The sequence below is a fragment of the Pseudomonas fluorescens genome (assembly GCF_900215245.1).
Taxonomy (GTDB): Bacteria; Pseudomonadota; Gammaproteobacteria; order Pseudomonadales; family Pseudomonadaceae; genus Aquipseudomonas; species Aquipseudomonas fluorescens.
In genome coordinates this window covers 5,351,357-5,370,644 of record NZ_LT907842.1, presented here as the reverse complement: position 1 = coordinate 5,370,644, position 19,288 = coordinate 5,351,357, and the positions used below count along the sequence as shown (strand labels likewise).

The window sequence follows — 19,288 nt, the reverse complement described above, 5'->3', positions numbered from 1 at the left end:
CATGTGCGGCTATTACTGATCGAAGATGACGTTGCACTGGGCGAAGGGATTCATCAGGCACTGGTGCGTGAAGGCTATACCGTTGATTGGCTGCAGGATGGCAGCAGTGCGTTGCATGCCTTGCTCAGCGAAACCTTTGACGCGGTGGTGCTCGACCTGGGCTTGCCGCGCATGGATGGGCTTGAGGTACTGCGCCGTCTGCGGGACAGCGGGTCCAACCTGCCCGTGCTGATCCTCACCGCGCGCGATGCCACTGAAGACCGCATCGCCGGGCTCGACGCCGGTGCCGATGATTACCTGGTCAAACCCTTCGACCTCGCCGAACTCAAGGCGCGCCTGCGCGCACTGCTGCGGCGCAGCGCCGGCCGGGCGCGGGTCGTGATCGAGCACGCCGGCATTTGCCTGGACCCCAGTACCCAACAGGTCAGCTACCACGGCACGCCGGTGCCGCTCACACCCAAGGAATACCAGTTGCTGCACGAACTGCTGTCGCCACCCGGCCGCGTGATGACCCGTGACCAGTTGATGCAGTTGCTGTATGGCTGGAACGAAGAGGCCGAAAGCAACACCCTGGAAGTGCATATCCATCACCTGCGCAAAAAATTCTCCAGCGAGCTGATCCGCACCATTCGCGGCGTCGGCTACCTGGTGGAGGAGCGCCGATGAGCTCTATTCGGCGGCGCACCCTGACCCTGATCATCGGCCTGCTGTTCACGGGGTTACTGGTGATCAGCGTGCTCAACTTGCATGACAGCAACCACGAAATCGCCGAAGTCTACGACGCACAACTGGCGCAGAACGCCCGATTGCTCCAGGGCGTGATGAGCATGCCACTGGCCCGTAACGATCAGACGGAGCTGTATCGCGCCTTCAACAAAGCCTTGGGCGAAGCGATGCCCAAGGTCGATGGGCACCCCTACGAGAGCAAAATCGCCTTTCAGGTCTGGAACAGCGAAGGTGAGCGCCTGGTATTTACCGCCAGCGCACCGTCATTTGCCAAGCCTCCCGGCCAACCGGGGTACAGCAATGTCGCGGACCTGAATGGCCGTCAATGGCGCGGTTTTCTGCTCAAGGACAAAGACAATGGGCTGCGGATCTGGGTGGGTGAACGCGACGACGTACGCTCTGACCTGGTCGACCGCATCCTGCGCCACACGCTGTTGCCCAACATACTCGGCAGCCTGATTCTAGCCGCGATGGTCTGGCTGGCCATCGGCTGGGGGCTCAAGCCGCTGGCCAATATGGCGGCGACCTTGCGCGCACGGCATTCCGGCTCCCTGGAACCGATGCAACTGACCCCGCTGCCCACCGAACTGGAACCGATGCAGGCCGCGCTGAACCGCATGCTGGCGCAGATCCAGGAAATGCTCGGCCGCGAACGCCGCTTCATCGCCGACGCCGCCCACGAAATGCGCACGCCCCTGGCGGTGTTGCGGGTGCACGCGCAAAACCTGTTGGAGGCCGGTACGGAAGCCGAGCGGCGCGAGTCGCTGGCGTTTCTGATCACGGGTGTTGACCGCACCAGCCGCCTGGTCAACCAGTTGCTGACCATGGCGCGTCTGGAGCCCAGCGGCGCGCAGCCCCAGGCGCAGGCCATCGACCTGCAGAAAACGGTGCGTGAAACGCTGATTCAGTTGACGCCCTGGTTGCTGAGCAAAGGCCTGGAGTTGGCGTTCGACGTCGATGATGCCGACTACGGCGTGAGGTCCGACGCGTCCGCGATCAATATCGCGCTGACCAACCTGGTGACCAATGCGGCGAATTTCTCGCCGGAACACGGCGTGATCACCGTCGGGTTGTGCAAAACGGCCGCGGGGTTCGAGTTGACCGTGGATGACCAAGGGCCAGGCATTGACGAGAACGAGCGCGAGCGACTGTTCGAGCTGTTCTACAGCCGGGGCAATGCCGAAGGCGCAGGCTTGGGGCTGACCATCGTACAGACCATTGCCCAACGCCTTGGCGGGCAGATCCGCCTGGCCAACCTGCCCAACGGCGGGTTGCGCGCCACCTTGCAGATCCCGGGATCACTGGCCTAGCAGGCCCAGCCACATCGCGCCGGTCAGCAGGACCTGACCGGCAATCACATACACCGCAAACCGACGGCCGCCGCTGACCCACGCCACCAGGCACTTGCTCAGCGAGTTGCAACTGACCGCCAGCAACACCGGAATAGACGCCGCCTGCAGGGCGAGTTGGCCGCTGGTGGCCAGGGCGGCGATGGAGGCGGTCGATGCATGGGCGTCGGCAAACCCACCCAGAGTGGCGGTCAACATCACGCCCACCTGGCCGAAGTGAAACAGCATCATCGACGACACGAAGGTAATCCCCGTCAGGGTCAAGACCATTAGCAGGGCCAGCTTCAGGTCGAACGCGCCGCCCACGGTGATGGCTTGACCCGCAGACGTCGTCGGTGTGCGCAGCATCAGACACAGCCCATACGCGGCGGTGGTGACAAACCCGCCCAGCAGTGACCAGGCCATCTGGGCCAACAGCGCCGGCTCCACGGTGCCGAGGATCAGCCCCACCTGGGCCACCGTCGCCAGGTTGGAAAAGATCGCTGCCGCTGCCAGCGTGCGCAGGTTCGAGGGTTCTTTCGCGGCCCTATGGCCCATGGCGGCAATGGTCACCGTACTGGACGCGAACCCCGAAGCAACCGCCCCGATGGCATAGCCATAACGCGCGCCCAAGGTACGCACGGCGACATGCCCAACCGCACCGATGGCCATTAACAGCACCGTCAAGGTGCAGATGGTGCGCGGGTTCAGCGCCCCATAAGGGCCGATAAAACGGTCCGGCGCCAGCGGCAGCACCACCAGCGCAACAATCAGCAGCAACAGGCCATCGCGCATTTCAGCATCGGTCAATTGGCTGCGGGCAAACTCGTGCAGCGAATGACGGTAGATCAGCAGACCGGCCACGACCACACCGATGGCCGCCGCCAGTTCGGGGGCGACACCACACAATGCACCCAGCACCAGCACGGTGAACAACGCCACTTCACTGGTAATTCCCGGGTCGGTGTCCCGGCTCTTCCAGTAGGCGGTACTGACCAGCACCGCCAGGCACAGCGCTAGCAGCCCCAACAAGAGCGCGCCGCCGACTTGCTGCGTGACATAGCCGAGCAGCGCGGTAATCGCGTACGTGCGTAAACCGGCAAACGCGCGGCGCTCGCCCTGCCCTTTGTGGCGCTCGCGCTCCAGCCCCACCAGCATGCCGATGCCCAGCGCGGCGGCGGCGCCGGCAAGCCCCAGGGTGGTCATAGGCCGGCGCCTTCAGGGGGTAATCGCGACTTTCATGACGCCATCGCGCTGATGAGCGAACAGCTCATAGGCGGCCTCGATGTCGTCGAGCTTGAAACGGTGCGTCACCAGCGGCGACAGGTCCACCCCGCCGCTGGCCACCACGGCCATCAAGCGGCGCATGCGTTCCTTGCCGCCAGGGCACAGGGTCGACACGATGCTGTAATCCCCCAGCCCTGCTCCAAAGGCATCATAGGGAATGTGCAAGTCACTGGAGTACACCCCCAGGCTGGACACGCGCCCGCCCGGGCGCAGCACCCGCAATGCCGACTCAAACGTGCCTTGGGTGCCCAGGGCTTCGATCGCCACATCCACCCCGCGCCCGTCCGTGATGGCCATGATTTGCTCAACCACATTGCCTTGCTTGAAGTCGACGAGATGAGTGGCCCCCAGGCGTCGGGCCACGCCCATGCGCTCAGTCACGCCGTCGACGCCAATGATCATCGACGCGCCCTTGAGCCGTGCGCCCGCCACCGCACACAAGCCGATAGGCCCCAGCGCAAACACGGCCACCGTATCGCCAATGTTGACCTCGCCGCGCTCGGCGCCGGAAAAACCGGTGGACATGATGTCCGGGCACATCAGCACTTGTTCGTCGCTCAGGCCATCGGGGATCGGGCACAGGTTGGCCAGCGCATCAGGCACCAACACATACTCGGCCTGGCAGCCGTCGAGGGTATTGCCGAACTTCCAGCCGCCAGCCGCCCGAAAGCCGTGGCGGGTGTCGGGGCCGTCCTGGGAGCCGCAGCCGCACAGGCACGCATAGCTTTGCCCGCTGGGGGTGATGGCCCCGGCGATCACCCGCTGCCCCTCGACAAACCCGCTCACCTGGGCACCCAGGCGTTCAATCACGCCAACCGGCTCGTGGCCGATGGTCAGGCCTTTGGCGACCGGGTACTCGCCGCGCAGGATATGCACGTCGGTGCCGCAGAGGGTCGTGGTGGTGATGCGCACCAAAGCGTCCAGCGGGCCAACGTCGGGAATCGGCTTGTCCTGCAGGACAATGCGGTTTTTTTCAACGAAAACAGCGGCGCTCATGGTTGCCATAAGGTGATCTCCTGCGCAGGGGAACTCCAGATTGCGCCGTGATCACGCCTGGCAGGTTGATCATGATCAACTATCGCGCAACTGACCGCACATCGCGTGCCGCTCTGGGCCTGCGGGCAATTTGATACAGATCAACCTCGACCTCGCAGCGCAGGCCATGATCAGCGGCAGGTATCACCGCCGCTGCCACCGACCCCGAGGGAGATTGCCATGTCTGACCAAGACCGTTACTTGCTGCTGGTTTCGCCGCTGATGGAACACAGCCCCGCCTTCGACCGCGCCGCAGCCCTGGCGAAGGCCGATGGCGCTGCCCTGCATATCCTCGCCTTCGACTATTTGGAAGGCCTGGCGACCGCCGGTCTGGTCAACGAGCAGGCCCTGGAGCAAATGCGCATCGGCTACGTGGAGCGTCATCGCCAGTGGCTGGAAGAACGGGCCGCGCCCTTGCGCAAATACGGGCTGACCGTCACCACTGAAGTGGCGTGGGTGGAACGCCCGCTTCAAGAGATTCTGGTGCGTTTGCGCGAAGAGCCGATGACCGTGGTGATCAAGGCACTGGAGCATGAATCGCTGCTGTCACGCTTGTTGTTCACGCCGCTGGATGTGCACCTGCTGCGCGAATGCCCGGTACCGCTGCATTTTGTCAGCAACGCGCAGCATGCATTGCCGCGCAAGATCGTCGCTGCGGTGGACCCGTTCCATCGTGACGATCGCTATGAGGGCCTCAACGACCGCATCCTGCATGAGGCGAGCAAATTGGCCGACCTGTGTAACGCTGAGGTGGAGGTGGTCTATGCCCACGACCTGTCCGACCTGAGCGCCCAGGAGTATGGGTTTGGCAGCGGGGCCGGCTACTTCTCTTCAGTGGCCGCCAAGCGCCTGTTTGATGACCAGGGCCAGGCCTTCAATGACCTGGCCGCGCGCAACGGCATCCCGCCGGCGCAGCGCCATATGATTCTGGGCAACCCGGCGAAGGTGTTGGCCAGCTATGCCGATGCTTACAACGTCGATGTCATCGTCATGGGCCGCGTCGGTCATCACGGGCTGTCTCGCCTGCTGGGCAGTACCGCCGAAACCCTGCTGTATAAAATGCCATGCAGTGTATGGATGGTGGCGCCCGAGATCGTCGATTAACCCCCTGATGCCCTCGCCGCGCACTGCGTAGCGAGGGCCTGCGTACGCACATTGTTGTCGACAGGGCGATGTTCCCTGCCCACCCCACCTCGGAGCCATCACATGCCTAGCCTCGCAGCACAGAACAGCCAAGCCGACGCCGTCTATGCGGCCATACCGCATGAACACTGGATCGAACAACTCGACGACGGCCGCCACGTGCTGGTGCGCCCCCTGACCGCCGACGACCGTGAGCGGGAATACGCCTTCATCAAGGGTTTGTCCCGCGAGTCGCGGCACGCGCGTTTCCTTGGCGAAATCAACGAGCCCGGTAAAGCCCTGCTTGATCAGTTGATGAGTGTCGATAACCAGCAACGCATGGCGTTTATCGCCCTGGTGCACGCCAACGGCACGCTGATCGAAATCGGCGTGGCGCGTTACGCCACCGCCAAGGAGGATGAGTGCGAATGTGCGGTCACGGTGGCCGACACATGGCAACGCCTGGGGTTGGGGCGCATTTTGATGCAGCACCTGATAAAGGCCGCGCGAGCCAATGGATTCAAACGGATGTATACGATAGATGCGGCGACCAACCTGCCACTGCGTGAACTGACGCATGCGTTGGGCTTCAACAGCGTCACAGACCCGGATGACCGTACTCAAATCATCAGCAGCGTGGCGCTCTGAGCGGCATGCCAGCGTGTACGGCTCATACACTCGTTTGAGTGTATGAGTACCGTGCTGATCGCAGCATCTGCTATTGTCCAAGGACCTCATCTCCTCCTCATCGCGTTCATGCGATTTTCTGTGAGCATGCTCTGCGGCCGTGTTCTGAATACGGTCGGGTCTGATATGCACGGAAAACACTGCATTGGACAATACAAACCCTGGCGCAGCCCCCGAATTACAATCGCGGGCCGAAAAAATCGTCGAGTTCAAACGCCAAAAGACCCTGCTCAAGACCGGCGCCCTGCAAGACGCAATCTTCAACAGTGCGTATTTTTCCAGCATCGCCACTGACGAAAAAGGCGTGATCCAGATCTTCAATGTTGGCGCCGAACGCATGCTCGGCTATGCCGCCGACGATGTGCTCAACCGCATCACCCCCGCCGACATCTCCGACCCCGCCGAGCTGATTACCCGCGCCGCCGCCCTGAGCCTGGAGCTGGACACGCCGATCACGCCGGGCTTTGAAGCGCTGGTGTTCAAGGCCTCACGCGGCATCGAAGACATCTACGAACTCACCTACATCCGCAAGGACGGCAGTCGCCTGTCGGCCATGGTCTCGGTAACGGCGCTGCGCAATCGCCACGACACGATCATCGGCTACCTGTTGATCGGCACTGACAACACCGCGCGCAAACAAGAAGAAGCCGAGCGCAAAGGCTTTGAACGCGCGTTGGAAGAAAAGAACCTGGAACTGGAACACGCCAGCCACATGAAGTCCGAGTTTCTCGCCACCATGTCCCACGAGTTGCGCACGCCATTGAACGCGGTGATTGGCTTTTCAGAGGCGTTGAAGGATGGTTTGGTCGGCGACATGAGCGAGGTGCAGCGCGAGTACATCGGCGACATCTTCACCAGCGGCCAGCACTTACTGTCGTTGATCAACGACATTCTCGACCTGTCCAAGGTCGAGGCTGGGATGATGGACCTGGAGCTGGAGCCTGTGGAACTGGCGGGGTTGCTCGCCAACAGCTTGTTGATCGTGCGCGAAAAAGCCGCCTTGCAACGTATCCAATTGAAGCTGGAATGCGCGGACGATTTTGGCACCCTGGAACTGGACCTGCGCAAGACCAAGCAGATTATCTACAACCTGCTGGCCAATGCGGTGAAGTTCAGCGCACACGGCGGCTCCGTGACCCTGGCGGTCCGCGAGGTCAGCCTCGCGGATGTCGGCCACATCCCCGGCGACTGGCCTACCCACGGCTTCGACCTGCAACCCGGCACGCGCACGCAGTTCCTGGAGCTGAGTGTCAGCGACACCGGCATCGGGATCGCCGAAGACGACATGAGCAAGCTGTTCAAGGCCTTCAGCCAGATCGACAGCAGCCTGGCGCGTAAATTTGAAGGCACGGGTTTGGGACTGGCGATGGTCAAGCAACTCACCGACCTGCTCGGCGGCAGTGTCGCCGTGGCCAGCCGCGCAGGCTCGGGCGCGCGCTTTGTGGTGTGGCTGCCGCTGCACCGCGCGCCGGAGGCGGCATGGCTGAAATCCTGATCGTCGAAGACAACGAAGCGAACATGCGCCTGGCGCGGTTGTTGCTGGTCAATGCCGGGCACAGCGTGTTGTGGGCGGCGGATGCAGAAACCGGCCTGACCCTGGCGCGGGAACAACAACCGGCCCTGATTCTGATGGATATCCAGTTGCCGGGCATGGACGGCCTCGCCGCCACCTCGTTGCTCAAGCAGGACCCCAACACCGCACACATCCCGGTGATCGCCCTGACCGCCATGGCCATGAAGGAAGACCGCGAAAAGACCCGGCTAGCCGGTTGCGACGCCTACATCATCAAGCCGCTGCGCTACAAAGAGCTTTACCAGGTCATCGACACCTTGCTGCAACAGCACATCAGCCCCCACCTGTGAGTCCTCTCCATGGCCAGCCAACCCGCAACGCTGTTGATCGTTGACGACGAACCGCAGATTCGCAAGTTATTGGAAACCCTGCTGCAGCACGAGGGCTACCAGACCCTGAGTGCGAGCAGCGGTGAAGAAGCGTTGCAGATCGTGGCCCAGCGGCCGCCCGACCTGATCCTGCTGGACATCATGATGCCGGGCATGGACGGCTACGAGGTGGCCAGCCACTTGAAGGGCAACGAAACCACGGCAAGTATTCCGATCATCATGTTGTCGGCCCTCAGTGAACCGAGCGCGCGCGTCAGCGGGCTGGAAACCGGCGCCGAGGAGTTCATCAGCAAACCGGTAGAACGCGTCGAGCTGTGGCTGCGGGTGCGCAACCTGTTGCGGCTCAAGGAGCGCGGTGATCAATTGAAGGTTCATAACCTGATGCTGGAGCAGCAACTGCAACGGCAAACGGGCGAGCCCGCAGGCATGAGCGTGCACGACCTGGCGCGCCAGGATTTTGAAAATGCCCTGCGCCAGGCGGTGCGAAACCATGAGTTCACCCTGCACTACCAACCCAAGATCGAGCTGGCGGGCGGGAACATATGTGCCCTTGAGGCCTTGTTGCGCTGGGAGCGTCCCAACTATGGCACGGTGTCGCCGGCGGTGTTTGTACCGGTACTCGAGAGCCTGGGCTTGATTGTGCAGGTCGGGCGCTGGGTGATCGACACCGTTTGCCAGCAAATCGCCGTGTGGCAACGCGGCCTGATTGGTGCCGTAGAGGTTTCGGTGAATGTCTCCGGGCATCAATTGATCGAGGGCGACCTGATTGCCGATATCGAACGCATCCTGAGGGAAACCGGGGTGTCGCCGCATTGGCTGGAGGTTGAACTGACCGAAGGCTCATTGATGGAAAACACCCAGCACACCATCGCCAGCTTGCAACGATTGCGCACACTGGGCGTAAAAATCTCCATCGATGACTTCGGCACCGGCTATTCAAGCCTGGCGTACCTGCGACGGTTCCCCATCGATACATTGAAGATCGACATCGCGTTCATCCGCGAAGTCACCACCAACCCGCAAGACGCAGCGATCACCCGCACCATCATTGAACTGGCACATAGCCTGGGCTTACAAGTGGTCGCCGAAGGCGTGGAAACCCAGGAACAGCTGGCGTTTTTGAAGCAGGCCGGCTGCGATCAGATCCAAGGGTATCTGTTCAGTCGGCCATTACCCGCAGACACCCTGGAGCGCCTTTTGCTGGAGCGCACGCCGCCGTTGTAACTGCGAGGTTCAATCAGCAGCGGTTGCTACGGGTCGAGCACCCCGCCGCTGTAACTGTCGGATAACCGCGTGCCGGTAAACTTCGCCACCACCGCGCCCTGTGCCACCAGGCGTTCACGGTGGGCCGTGAGCATGCGCCCGGTTTGTGGGGCATGCAAAATCACTTCTGACGCCGCATCCCCGGGCCGCCCGATGAGCCTGGCGAAACGCTCGCCCGCCTCGACCTGATCACCCAGGCCTTTCTCAAACACCAGCACACCGGCGCGGGGCGCCAGGATGGTTTCCATGCAGCCCATGTCCACTGCTTCGCCTTGCCATTCGCTGATGACCGCCACTTCGTCGATCACCCCGTTGATGCACAGCCACGCCCACAGGCCGTCGGCGTCCTGTTGCGCCAGGGCATCGCTGACGTCGGCCTGGCCACGCAATTCGACCGTGGCGGCCAGGCGCGGCGCGGCGTGATTGATGATGGTTTCCTCAAAGGAGCCGTCGCCGCCTTCATCCCAGACGATCACCACCTGCGCCTGCAGTGCCGCGGCCAGCGCCAGGCCTTGTTCGGGCCAGAAGCTGCGATGGATGTAGAGGTACGGCAATGCCTCATCGTCGGTGTGCAGATCCAGCACCAGGTCGGCATCGGCGGCCAGTTGCAGCAGACTTTTTTGCCATTGCGCGAGGTTGCTCGCCGGGTGTTCCATCGCCAGGGCGTAATCGAAAGCGCGATTGAAGTTCTGCCCGGTAGCCTCGTGAAAGCGCCCCAGCAGTCGGCCCTGACGGAATTGGCCGATCCCAAACGGGTTGGCTTGCGGCACCACGGTCACCGTGCCTTTGAGGCGGCCCTGATCCCTGCAAGCTTGCAAACGCGGCAGCAGTTGGTGGAGCACCAGCATCCCGGCGATTTCATCGGCGTGCACGCCCGCTTGCAGGTGCACACGCGGCCCACTGCCGTCGCCGTCAAAGCGCCAGGCGCCGATGTGCAGCGCGTGGCCCGCATCGCCCGCCACCTGCCACGAAAGGTCGTTTGCCATGCCTTGCCCTCCTCCCATCATTTAATCGCTAGAGATTGAACACGCGTTCAACTAACCTGAGCATTCTGGTTTTTCATCACTGGTCTTCATCAAAGGCATCCCCGTGACCATCGACCCTCCCAAACTGCGCCGCGCCGACCCGGATGAACGCCGGGACTTGCTGATTGCCGCCACCCTGACCAGCCTCGCCCGCGACGGCCATGCGGGCATTTCCGTACGCCGGATTGCGGCTGAGGCCGGCGTTTCCGTGGGCTTGCTCAACCACCATTTCGGCAGCATCGACGCACTGATCGCCGAAACCTACCAAAAGCTCGCCAACGAATTGACCAGCGCGCTCTGGGCGCAAGTCGAACAGGCCGAAGGCGCCGCCGCGCGCCTGGATACCTTCCTCAGCGCGTCCTTTTCGCCGCGGGTGATGGACCCCGATCTGCTGGGCGTGTGGGTGGTGTTCTGGAGCCTGATCCGCCACTCGCCCCACGTGAACCAGTCCCACGAAAACAGCTACCGTGCCTACCTGGCATTGATCCAGCAGCTGCTGGACGACCTTGCCCGCAGCGAAAACCTGGTGATCCACGACAGCCATCTGGCGGCGATTGGCCTATCGGCGATGCTCGACGGACTCTGGCTTGAGGGGTGCCTCAACCCCGGCACTTTCAGCCCCGCCAACGGCTTGCACATCTGCCGATGCTGGGTACAGGGCTTGCGTTACGGTGCATTCGGCGCCGACCACATCGAGTGATTCGGGGTGGCGGGCGCTGAGCATGGCCAACGTCCCGCTGACTGCAATCAGCACTGCGCCGATGATCAGCGACAGGTCCATCGACGTGCCCCAGATCAGGCTGGATAACAGAAAAGCCCAGATCAACCCGGTGTACTCAAACGGTGCGAGCAAGGTCGCCGTGGCCCGCCGGAAACTCGCGAACAACAGAAACTGACCGATACCGCCGACCAGCCCCGCCGCCAACATGCCCAACCAGGCCGGGGTCGGCGCTGGGGTGTGCGTCCAGGGCAAGGTCAGGGCCATGCACACCACGAACACCACATTGGTGATGAGCATCTGCTCGAGCACCGAGGTGGTCGGGTCGACCTGGCGCAACTGGATATAGGTCAATGCCCAGCACAGCGCAGCGGTGAGGGTCAGGACGATCGGCACGGGGTCGAGCATAGTGCTCGGGCGACAGGCGATCACCACGCCGACAAAGCCGATGAGCAACGCGACCCATTGGCCACGGCTGGCGCGTTCCTTGAGGATCAGCGCAGCGAGCAACGTGACCATGATCGGCGCGGAGAAATACAAGGTGGTCATTTCCGCCAGGGTCAAGTCCTTGGCGGCGGTGTAATAAAGCAACCACGCCAGCAACGACAGCAACCCGCGAATGATCAGCAGCCGGCGGCTCACCGATGTGCATGCACGGCGCAATAAGCCCATGCGCCCAGCGATCACGCACGCGCCCACCACCACCAGGCTGCGCCAGAACAGAGGGGTGAACACCGAGTAATCAGCCACCAGCCATTTGATCGCCGCGTCCTGCAGCGCCAGAAACGCATAGGCCAGTGAACACAGGGCAATCCCTTGCAACGCGCGATCCTGTTTCATCCGAGCGACCTGCGCAGTGGCGTGCCGCGTCGTTCGGCGATGGCGTAAACGCCTTCGATCAGGAACGTCAGGCACAGGTAGACAGCGGCCACCAGCAACAGCGGTTGATAGATCTGCAACGTCTGCGCCCGCACCACGTTGGCCGCGCCCAGCAGGTCGACCACGGCAATCGTCGACGCGAGTGCGGTGGACTTAAGCAACATCACTGTCTCCCCCGCCAGGGTCGGCAGCAGCAGGCGCATCGCCCGGGGCAAGCGCACGCGCAATAACGCCTGGCGTGGCGTCATACCGAATGCCGAGGCGGCCTCCATCTCGCCCTTGGGCACCGCCAAAAGGCCGCCGCGAATCACTTCACCAACATAAGCGCCCACCGACAGCACCAGGGCAAAGACGATGTACCAATACCCGTCGCGCAGGAATGGCCACAGGAAGCTGGTGCGTATCAGCGGAAACTGGGCGAACAAACTGCCCAGCCCGTAGTAGAAGATATAGATCTGGATCAACAGCGGCGTGCCCCGCAGCACACTGGTGTAGGCCAGCGCCCCCCGGGCCAGCCACTTGCGCCGTGACAAACGCGCCAACGCCACCAGCACCGCCAGGACGAAGCCGAGCACCGCCGAGATCGCCAGCAAGGACAAGGTAATCTGCAGCCCCTTGGCAATCAGCCCCGCGTAGTCACTTATCCATTCAGGCATAGCCCACTCACTCGACAACCGGCATCCAGCGACGAATACGTCGCTCCAGGCGCCCGGACAGGTAGTTGGAAGCCAGCGTCACCAGGTAATACAAGGCGGCGGCCGTGAGGTAGAACAGTAAGTATTGACGGGTCGAACCCGCCGCCTGCTTGGCGGTGTAGAGCAATTCGTTGGTGCCGACCACACTGATCAAGGCGCTGTCCTTGATCAGGTTGATCCACAGGTTGGACATGCCGGCCAGGGCGTACGGCGCCATGATCGGCAGGGTCACCCGGCGGAACAGGCCCATGCCGCTCAAGCCAAAGGCCCGCGCCGCTTCAATCTGGCCATGGGGAATCGCCAGGATTGCCGCACGGAAAATCTCCGACGCGTAGGCGCCCTGCACCAGCCCCAACACCAGGATCGCCACCAGCGGGCCGCTGATGTTCACCTGCTCGAACCCCAGCCACAGCATCAACGCGTTCAGGCCCATGGAACCTGCGTAGTACAGCAGCAGGATCAGCAGTAACTCCGGCACCGCGCGAAACACCGTGGTGTAGCCGCGCATCAACAAGGCGATCGGGCGTGGCGCGCTGAGCTTGGCGCAGGCCACGACCAGGCCGATCAGCAACCCCACGGCGAACGCGCCGGCGGAGATTTGCAGGGTCATCCATAACCCTTTTAACAGCGCGTCACCCCATCCCTGTTCGCCGAAGCGGAGAAGGTCGAACATCTTATTCGGTCTTCTGGGCGATTTGCTGATAAGGGCTGTCGCAGACTTTGCTCACATACGCCGGGGTGTCGGCACGCTTGCACGGGCTGACCGACACGCCGAAGTAATGCTGGGACAGGTCATCAAAAGCCTTGCTCACCAGCAGCTCGCCGATGGCCGTGTCGAGGCGGGCCTTGAGCGCGGTGTCTTCCTTGCGTAAACCGGCACCGACGCCACGCCCGATGATCGGGTCGTAGGGCACGCTGGCGATGTGCGCCAGGCCACTGGCCTCGGGGGTCTTGACCATCATCGCGATCGCGGTGTCGTCAGCCATCATGTAGTCGATACGGCCTGCGATAAGGTCAGCGTTGGCCGATTCCTGGGTGTCGTAGTACTTAATGTCGGCGATGTTTTCGTAATACTTCTTCAGGTAATTGGCGCTGACGGTGGAGATTTGCACACCGATCAACTTGCCCTTGAGGCCTTGAGGGGTAATGTCCACCGTCGCGCCCTTGGGCCCCGCCACACCCAGCAGCGAGTCGTAGTAGGCGCGACTGAAGGCGATCTGTTTTTCACGCTCATCGGTCACCGACATCGATGAGAAGATCACGTCGATCTTCTTGGCCAGCAGCGACGGGATGATGCCATCCCACGCCACTTCCTTGATCTGGCATTCGGCTTTCATGCCTTCGCAGAGCGTGTGGATCAGGTCCACTTCAAAGCCCGACCACTCGCCATTCCCGCCTTTTACGGTGAACGGTGGATAGGGTTCCGCCGCCACCGCAAACACGATGGGTTTCTCCGCCGCCAGCGTAAAACCTGCGGCCAACATCAACACTGCACCGCCCAACCAGCTTGCCATGGGTCTTGAGTTCATGATTTGCCCCGTCTTTGTGTGGAGTTAGCGCGCTTGATGCGCGTTGACGAACTGCCGGCAACGCTCACTGCGTGGGTCGATAAACACCGAGTCCGGCGTGCCGGTTTCTTCGATCATGCCTTGGTGCAGAAAAGCGACTTTGGAGGACACATCCCGGGCGAAGGCCATTTCATGGGTGACCAGGATCATGGTGCGGCCTTCTTCGGCCAGAGAGCGGATAACGCGCAGCACTTCGCCGACCAGTTCCGGGTCGAGGGCCGACGTGGGTTCGTCGAACAGCATGACTTTGGGACGCATGGCCAACGCGCGGGCAATCGCCACCCGTTGCTGCTGGCCGCCGGAGAGAAACGCCGGGTATTCGTTGCGCTTGGCGGCGAGGCCGACGCGATCCAGCAAGGCTTCGGCGCGTTCGATCGCTTCGGCGCGGCTTTCACGCAGCACCTGGGTCGGGGCTTCGATGAGGTTTTCAAGCACGGTGCGGTGGGGCCACAGGTTGAAGTTCTGGAACACCATGCCGAGGGTCGAGCGGATGCGCACCAGTTGCTTGGCATCCGCCACCAGCGGCGCACCGGGCATGCCGTAATTGAGCTTGATGCTTTCGCCGTCGACATGAATGCTGCCTTGATCCGGCACTTCGAGCATGTTGATGCAGCGCAACAAGGTGCTCTTGCCCGAACCGCTGGCGCCGATCAGCGAGATCACCTCGCCTTCGCGAGCCGTGAGGGAAATGCCCTTGAGCACGTCGATATTGCCGAAACGCTTATGCAGGTCGATGACTTCAATCATCTTCCTGGCTTCGACCGGCGGCAGCACTTCACGCGCTGGCGCAGCGGCGACACGCGGCTCACCGGCAAGCCGGGCAACAAACCCGGCAATACGCTGGCAAGCCTCGGCCAGGCGTGCTTCGCCGAGGGTAAACGACAACCGCACAAAGCCTTGCGCCGGCTCACCAAACGCCGCGGCATCGAGCACCGACACGCCCGCCTCTCGGAATAACCGCCAGGCAAAATCCAATGAGCCCAGACCGGTGCCACGCACATCCATCAACACGAACATGCCTGCTTGCGGCGCCTGCACCTTGATCCCCGGGCACGCGCCGAGGCCGGCCACCACCAGGTCACGGCGCCGCCGGTAGATCTCGCGCATGCCCTGCGTCACCTGATCATGGGCCAGCACCGCCGCCGTGGCAGCCTCCATCACAAACCCGGGCAAGCCATAGAGCATGCTCAACACCAGGGTTTCTGCATGCGCAACCATCTGCGGCGCCGCGATGATCCAACCGATGCGCCAGCCGGTCATGGCATGGGATTTGGACAAGCTGCCAATCACGATGCAGCGTTCGGCCATGCCCGGCAGTGCGGCGAGGCTGTGGTATTCACCGTCGAACACCAGGCTTTCATACACCTCATCCACCACGACCCAGAGGTCATGGGCGTTGGCCAGGTCGGCGATGGCTTGCAATTCCTGCGGGTTAAGGACCACGCCGGTGGGGTTGTTCGGGTTGGAGAAGAAAATCGCCCGGGTACGTGGCGTAATCGCCGCGCCGAGCGCCTGCGCATCCAGGCGAAAGCCCGACTCCGGCGAACACGGCACGCGCACCAGCGTTGCACTGCTGGCCTTGAGCGTGGCTTCGTAGGTGACGTACATCGGGTCGAGCACCAGCACTTCATCACCGGCTTGCAGCAGGCACAACGAGCTGATGAACAGCGCGTTCTGTGCACCGGGCACGATGATGACGTTTTCGGCAGCCACCGGCCGCGACAGGGTGTTGCTGTAGCGTGCTGCGACGGCGTCGCGCAATGGGGGGCGGCCAGGGATTTCGGTGTAGTGGGTATCACCGTCGCGCAGTGCACTGACGGCCGCGTCGGTAATAAAGGAAGGCGTGGCAAAATCCGGATCGCCGACGCTGAGGATGATGATGTCCTCACCCTGGCTGGCGGCGTGGAACGCGGCGTGGTGGATGTCCCAGGCGGCGACGCCCTGCCCTGCAATTCGCTCAACAAAGGGGGAAAACCGCATGCCAGAGCCTCTCGTTCAAGAAGAAAAAGCGCGAACCCGTTTGCGCACAAAGGGGTGGATGCGGTCAACATAGTGCAAACTGAACAGTCGTTCAATGGATACGTTTGCGGGGTGTCGTTTATCGAGCGAACAGGTCGCAGTCAGTGTTTTAACCACCTCGTCGCGACAGTGGGCTCAGCGCGCGGTCATCAGGTCACAGTGACGGTCCTGTAATTCCTCGGCCGACCCCAGGTTCAGTTCACTCAGCGCCAGGTGTGTGGTCAACAACACAAAACTGCCGTCTGCGCGGGGTGCCATCAGCAAGCTGTACTGGCTCATGCTCGCGCCCTGGGCATCGACATATGCACGCAACACGACCAAGGGGTCGAGCGCATCGGCGTCCGCCGCCGTCAGCGTGCGGGCACTGTATGTGTGCCCGATCAATCGAGCCGGCAGTACCCGCCATTGTTCGTTGAGGGTGCTGCTTAGCTGGGTGAGCACGGCAAAGATATCCGCGCGCAGGCAGGCGATATGCAGATGCAACTGGTTCTGCGTACGGCCGTAACGGGAGTTGATCGCGACCGAAATGAACGCGTCGGGAATCGGCTTTTTCAGGCCATCCGACAACACACTGCGGTGCCGCCAGGCTTGAGTAAAGTAATGCGGCAGCAAGTCACGGCCCAACGCGGCGTCTTCGATGCCGGTGATTTTATCCACCGGAATCAGCAGATCCTGCAGTGGGCCGTTGCGGTCTTTTAACAGGGTGTAGCCACGGTCCAGATCGACCGCCAGGCAAGGGCTGGGGGTGTGCTGCTGTTGCAGGTTGGGCACGCATTGCCGGCTGACGATTTGCCACAAGGCGTCGGGATTGCCCCGCCATTGCCAGGCACCGAGCAACGCCAACCCAACCAACCCACCACCGACGAGCTTGAATACGGTACCGCGCTTCATGCAAAAACCTCTACGCACAGGGAGGGTGTTTTGTTACCGACAGCCCTGTCATAACCCTAACGTTTTAAGGGTGTCATCGAATCCGGCTAGCGCGGATTGTTCAGCTCGCTGGCGATGATACGGTCGATATGTGTCAGGTCTTCGGCACTCAAGCGCCAGCCAAACGCCTCGTCAACCCCGTTCAGTTGCTCGGGAGTACGGGCGCCCCACAGCGCGATGGTCGGGCCTTGGTCCAGTACCCAGCGCAAGGCCAACGCGAGCACCGACTTGCCATGACATTCACGGGCATAGCTATCCAGCGCCGCCACGGCCGCCAGGTATTGCTCAAAACGCGGCGCGGTGAATTTCGCGTCGAGCGTGCGTTTGTCATCGTCGGCAAAACAGCTGGCCGCATGCAGGCTGCCGGTCAGCAAGCCACGGCATAACGGGCCATAGGCCAACACCACCAGCGAATGTTGCTTGGCATACGGCAGAAGGTCGCAGTCGATGGCGCGCTCAAACAGGTTGTACGGCGGCTGTACGGTGGCCAACGGGGTATGCCGGCTGAAATCGTTGATGTGTGCGCAAGAGCAGTGGCTGGCGCCGACGGCAAGGATCTTGCCCTCGCGGCGCAGGCTCTCCAACGTATCGGCAGTTTCCTGGCGGGCCAGCAACGCATCGGGCCAATCAACCTGGTACAGGTCGATGTAGTCCGTTTCCAGCCGCACCAATGAGTCTTCCACCGCTTTGCGAATGCGCTGCGCCGTCGCCTGGCGCCAAGGCGAGCCATCATCCCATTGCACGCCCGCTTTGGTGGCGATCACCGCACTGTGGCGCTGGCCGCGCAGTGCCTTGCCGATCAGCGTTTCGCAAAGGCCAAGGCCGTAGACTGGCGCGCTGTCGATCAAGTTGATGCCGCAGTTCAACGCATGGCGAATCGTTCTGATCGACTGCTCGTTATCCGCGCCGCCCCACAAATGCCCGCCCATGGACCAGGTACCGAGGGCAATCCGCGCGACGGGTTTGTCGATGCCGGCAATCCGGAGGGTCTCGATGCGCATTAAAAATGACCCCTGCCGGTAACGCGACGTATAAAAGCCATTACTCTAGATCATCCAAGGTTGAATAGGGCTCAACGCCGCATGCAACCGAACCGCTATAAAGGAGGCTTGTAATGGCGGCTTTCAATCGTTCCGAATTGGCCGATCTCAATGTGTTCATGACGATCATCCGGCGCCGCAGTTTTCGCCATGCGGCCCACGAACTGGGGGTCACCACGTCGGCGTTAAGCCATACCATGCGCAACCTGGAAACGCGCCTGGGGGTCAAACTGCTGTACCGCACCAGCCGCGCCGTGGAGCCCACCGACGCCGGGACCCTGCTCGCCGAAAAGCTGCGACAGGGTTTTGCGATGATCCAGGATGGCCTCGACACACTCGACCTGCACCGCGAATCGCCTATCGGCCGCCTGCGCCTCAACGTGCCACGCGATGCGGCGGCGCTGCTGCTGGCGCCGATCCTGGGTGAATTTACCAACGCCTATCCGCAACTGCGCCTGGACGTGATCGTCGAGGACGCCATGATCGATATCGTTGCCGAAGGCTACGACGCGGGCATCCGCTATGGCGCCACCGTGCCGCAGGACATGGTGGCGGTGCCGCTGACCGGGACGTTGCGCTGGATCATGGTCGCCTCGCCCGGTTACCTTGCACGCTGCGGTATACCGCAGGCCCCCCAAGACCTGCTGCAGCATTCGTGCATCCGCATGTACCTGGGCGATAAAACCCCCTACAAATGGGAACTGGGCAACGGCCCGAGGCAGCAACGTATCGACGTGCCCGGGCATTTCAGCGCTGCCGACACCGAGACCATCGTCAACGCCGCGCTGCAAGGCGTGGGGGTTGCTTATTGCCTATCCAACCGTGTGCAACAGGAACTGGCGGACGGCCGTCTGGTAGAGGTCATGCCGGACTGGGCCTGCCTGGGTCAACCGCTGTGCATGTACTACTCCAGCCGCCGCCAGTCACAGCCGGGGTTGCGCCAATTGATGGACATGATCCGCCTGAAAACCATCGGCTCGTCGCTGATGGAGCAATACATCGAGCCTGCGCCCGCAGGCTGGCCTGGAAGGAGCGAAATATAGGGTAACCACATAATCGGCGGG

General features: G+C 62.3%; 18 protein-coding genes and 1 pseudogene. 9 read left to right on the top strand and 10 right to left on the bottom strand.

Annotated elements, in window-relative coordinates:
* Positions 1–3 precede the first annotated feature (3 nt).
* Both CPH89_RS24825 and CPH89_RS24820 read left to right on the top strand, forming a co-directional pair.
* Positions 4–666, top strand: a complete 663-nt coding sequence (locus CPH89_RS24825) for a response regulator (RefSeq protein WP_053256132.1) — start codon at positions 4–6, stop codon at positions 664–666.
* Complete coding sequence (locus CPH89_RS24820; protein WP_053256133.1) at positions 663–2,036, top strand: ATP-binding protein; 1,374 nt, start codon at positions 663–665, stop codon at positions 2,034–2,036. The genes CPH89_RS24825 and CPH89_RS24820 overlap by 4 nt, the downstream gene beginning before the upstream one ends.
* Here the strand turns inward: CPH89_RS24820 and CPH89_RS24815 are convergent.
* A complete protein-coding gene (locus CPH89_RS24815; RefSeq protein WP_053256134.1) occupies positions 2,025–3,260 on the bottom strand; it encodes an MgtC/SapB family protein in 1,236 nt (411 codons plus the stop codon). The two genes, CPH89_RS24820 and CPH89_RS24815, sit on opposite strands and share 12 nt — an antisense overlap.
* Positions 3,261–3,272: 12 nt before the next feature.
* Positions 3,273–4,346 carry an NAD(P)-dependent alcohol dehydrogenase gene (locus CPH89_RS24810; RefSeq protein ID WP_053256135.1) on the bottom strand — a complete coding sequence of 358 codons (1,074 nt, stop codon included), beginning with the start codon at positions 4,344–4,346 and terminating at the stop codon, positions 3,273–3,275.
* Positions 4,347–4,556: 210 nt separating this feature from the next.
* Between CPH89_RS24810 and CPH89_RS24805 the strand changes: the two genes are divergently transcribed.
* The 5 genes from CPH89_RS24805 to CPH89_RS24785 all read left to right on the top strand — a co-directional run bounded on the left by CPH89_RS24805 (position 4,557) and on the right by CPH89_RS24785 (position 9,311).
* Complete coding sequence (locus CPH89_RS24805; protein WP_053256136.1) at positions 4,557–5,480, top strand: universal stress protein; 924 nt, start codon at positions 4,557–4,559, stop codon at positions 5,478–5,480.
* A 102-nt stretch (positions 5,481–5,582) separates the two neighbouring features.
* Positions 5,583–6,146, top strand: a complete 564-nt coding sequence (locus tag CPH89_RS24800; RefSeq protein ID WP_053256137.1) for a GNAT family N-acetyltransferase — start codon at positions 5,583–5,585, stop codon at positions 6,144–6,146.
* A 184-nt stretch (positions 6,147–6,330) separates the two neighbouring features.
* Complete coding sequence (locus CPH89_RS24795; RefSeq protein WP_053256138.1) at positions 6,331–7,680, top strand: sensor histidine kinase; 1,350 nt, start codon at positions 6,331–6,333, stop codon at positions 7,678–7,680.
* Positions 7,665–8,048: a response regulator gene (locus CPH89_RS24790; protein ID WP_053256521.1), complete on the top strand. Its 384-nt coding sequence runs from the start codon at positions 7,665–7,667 to the stop codon at positions 8,046–8,048. The genes CPH89_RS24795 and CPH89_RS24790 overlap by 16 nt, the downstream gene beginning before the upstream one ends.
* Positions 8,049–8,057: 9 nt before the next feature.
* Positions 8,058–9,311: an EAL domain-containing response regulator gene (locus CPH89_RS24785; RefSeq protein ID WP_053256139.1), complete on the top strand. Its 1,254-nt coding sequence runs from the start codon at positions 8,058–8,060 to the stop codon at positions 9,309–9,311.
* 26 nt (positions 9,312–9,337) lie between these two features.
* Here the strand turns inward: CPH89_RS24785 and CPH89_RS24780 are convergent, their stop codons facing one another.
* Entirely contained in the window at positions 9,338–10,336 is a 999-nt protein-coding gene (locus CPH89_RS24780) for a M14 family metallopeptidase (RefSeq protein WP_053256140.1), read from the bottom strand.
* A gap of 103 nt (positions 10,337–10,439) precedes the next feature.
* Between CPH89_RS24780 and CPH89_RS30675 the strand changes: the two are divergent.
* Positions 10,440–10,979: pseudogene (locus CPH89_RS30675) on the top strand (TetR/AcrR family transcriptional regulator); the annotation flags it as partial.
* On the opposite strand, the gene CPH89_RS24770 reads toward CPH89_RS30675, so the two are convergent.
* From CPH89_RS24770 to CPH89_RS24740, 7 genes are all read right to left on the bottom strand, one after another.
* Positions 10,935–11,933 carry a DMT family transporter gene (locus CPH89_RS24770; RefSeq protein WP_053256141.1) on the bottom strand — a complete coding sequence of 333 codons (999 nt, stop codon included), beginning with the start codon at positions 11,931–11,933 and terminating at the stop codon, positions 10,935–10,937. The pseudogene CPH89_RS30675 and the gene CPH89_RS24770 overlap by 45 nt on opposite strands.
* Positions 11,930–12,628: an ABC transporter permease gene (locus CPH89_RS24765; protein WP_053256142.1), complete on the bottom strand. Its 699-nt coding sequence runs from the start codon at positions 12,626–12,628 to the stop codon at positions 11,930–11,932. The genes CPH89_RS24770 and CPH89_RS24765 overlap by 4 nt, the downstream gene beginning before the upstream one ends.
* 7 nt (positions 12,629–12,635) lie before the next feature.
* Positions 12,636–13,340 (bottom strand): ABC transporter permease, encoded by a 705-nt coding sequence (locus CPH89_RS24760; protein WP_053256143.1) that lies wholly within the window; start codon positions 13,338–13,340, stop codon positions 12,636–12,638.
* A 1-nt stretch (position 13,341) separates the two neighbouring features.
* The gene (locus CPH89_RS24755; protein WP_053256144.1) at positions 13,342–14,196 is read right to left on the bottom strand and encodes a transporter substrate-binding domain-containing protein; all 855 of its coding nucleotides are present in this window, start codon (positions 14,194–14,196) and stop codon (positions 13,342–13,344) included.
* 24 nt (positions 14,197–14,220) lie between these two features.
* Entirely contained in the window at positions 14,221–16,215 is a 1,995-nt protein-coding gene (locus CPH89_RS30740; protein ID WP_053256145.1) for an aminotransferase class I/II-fold pyridoxal phosphate-dependent enzyme, read from the bottom strand.
* 174 nt (positions 16,216–16,389) lie between these two features.
* Entirely contained in the window at positions 16,390–17,145 is a 756-nt protein-coding gene (locus CPH89_RS24745) for a CDP-diacylglycerol diphosphatase (protein WP_053256146.1), read from the bottom strand.
* An 86-nt stretch (positions 17,146–17,231) separates the two neighbouring features.
* Positions 17,232–18,185 carry an aldo/keto reductase gene (locus tag CPH89_RS24740; RefSeq protein WP_053256147.1) on the bottom strand — a complete coding sequence of 318 codons (954 nt, stop codon included), beginning with the start codon at positions 18,183–18,185 and terminating at the stop codon, positions 17,232–17,234.
* A gap of 113 nt (positions 18,186–18,298) precedes the next feature.
* Between CPH89_RS24740 and CPH89_RS24735 the strand changes: the two genes are divergently transcribed.
* Complete coding sequence (locus CPH89_RS24735; protein WP_053256148.1) at positions 18,299–19,267, top strand: LysR family transcriptional regulator; 969 nt, start codon at positions 18,299–18,301, stop codon at positions 19,265–19,267.
* Positions 19,268–19,288 lie beyond the last annotated feature (21 nt).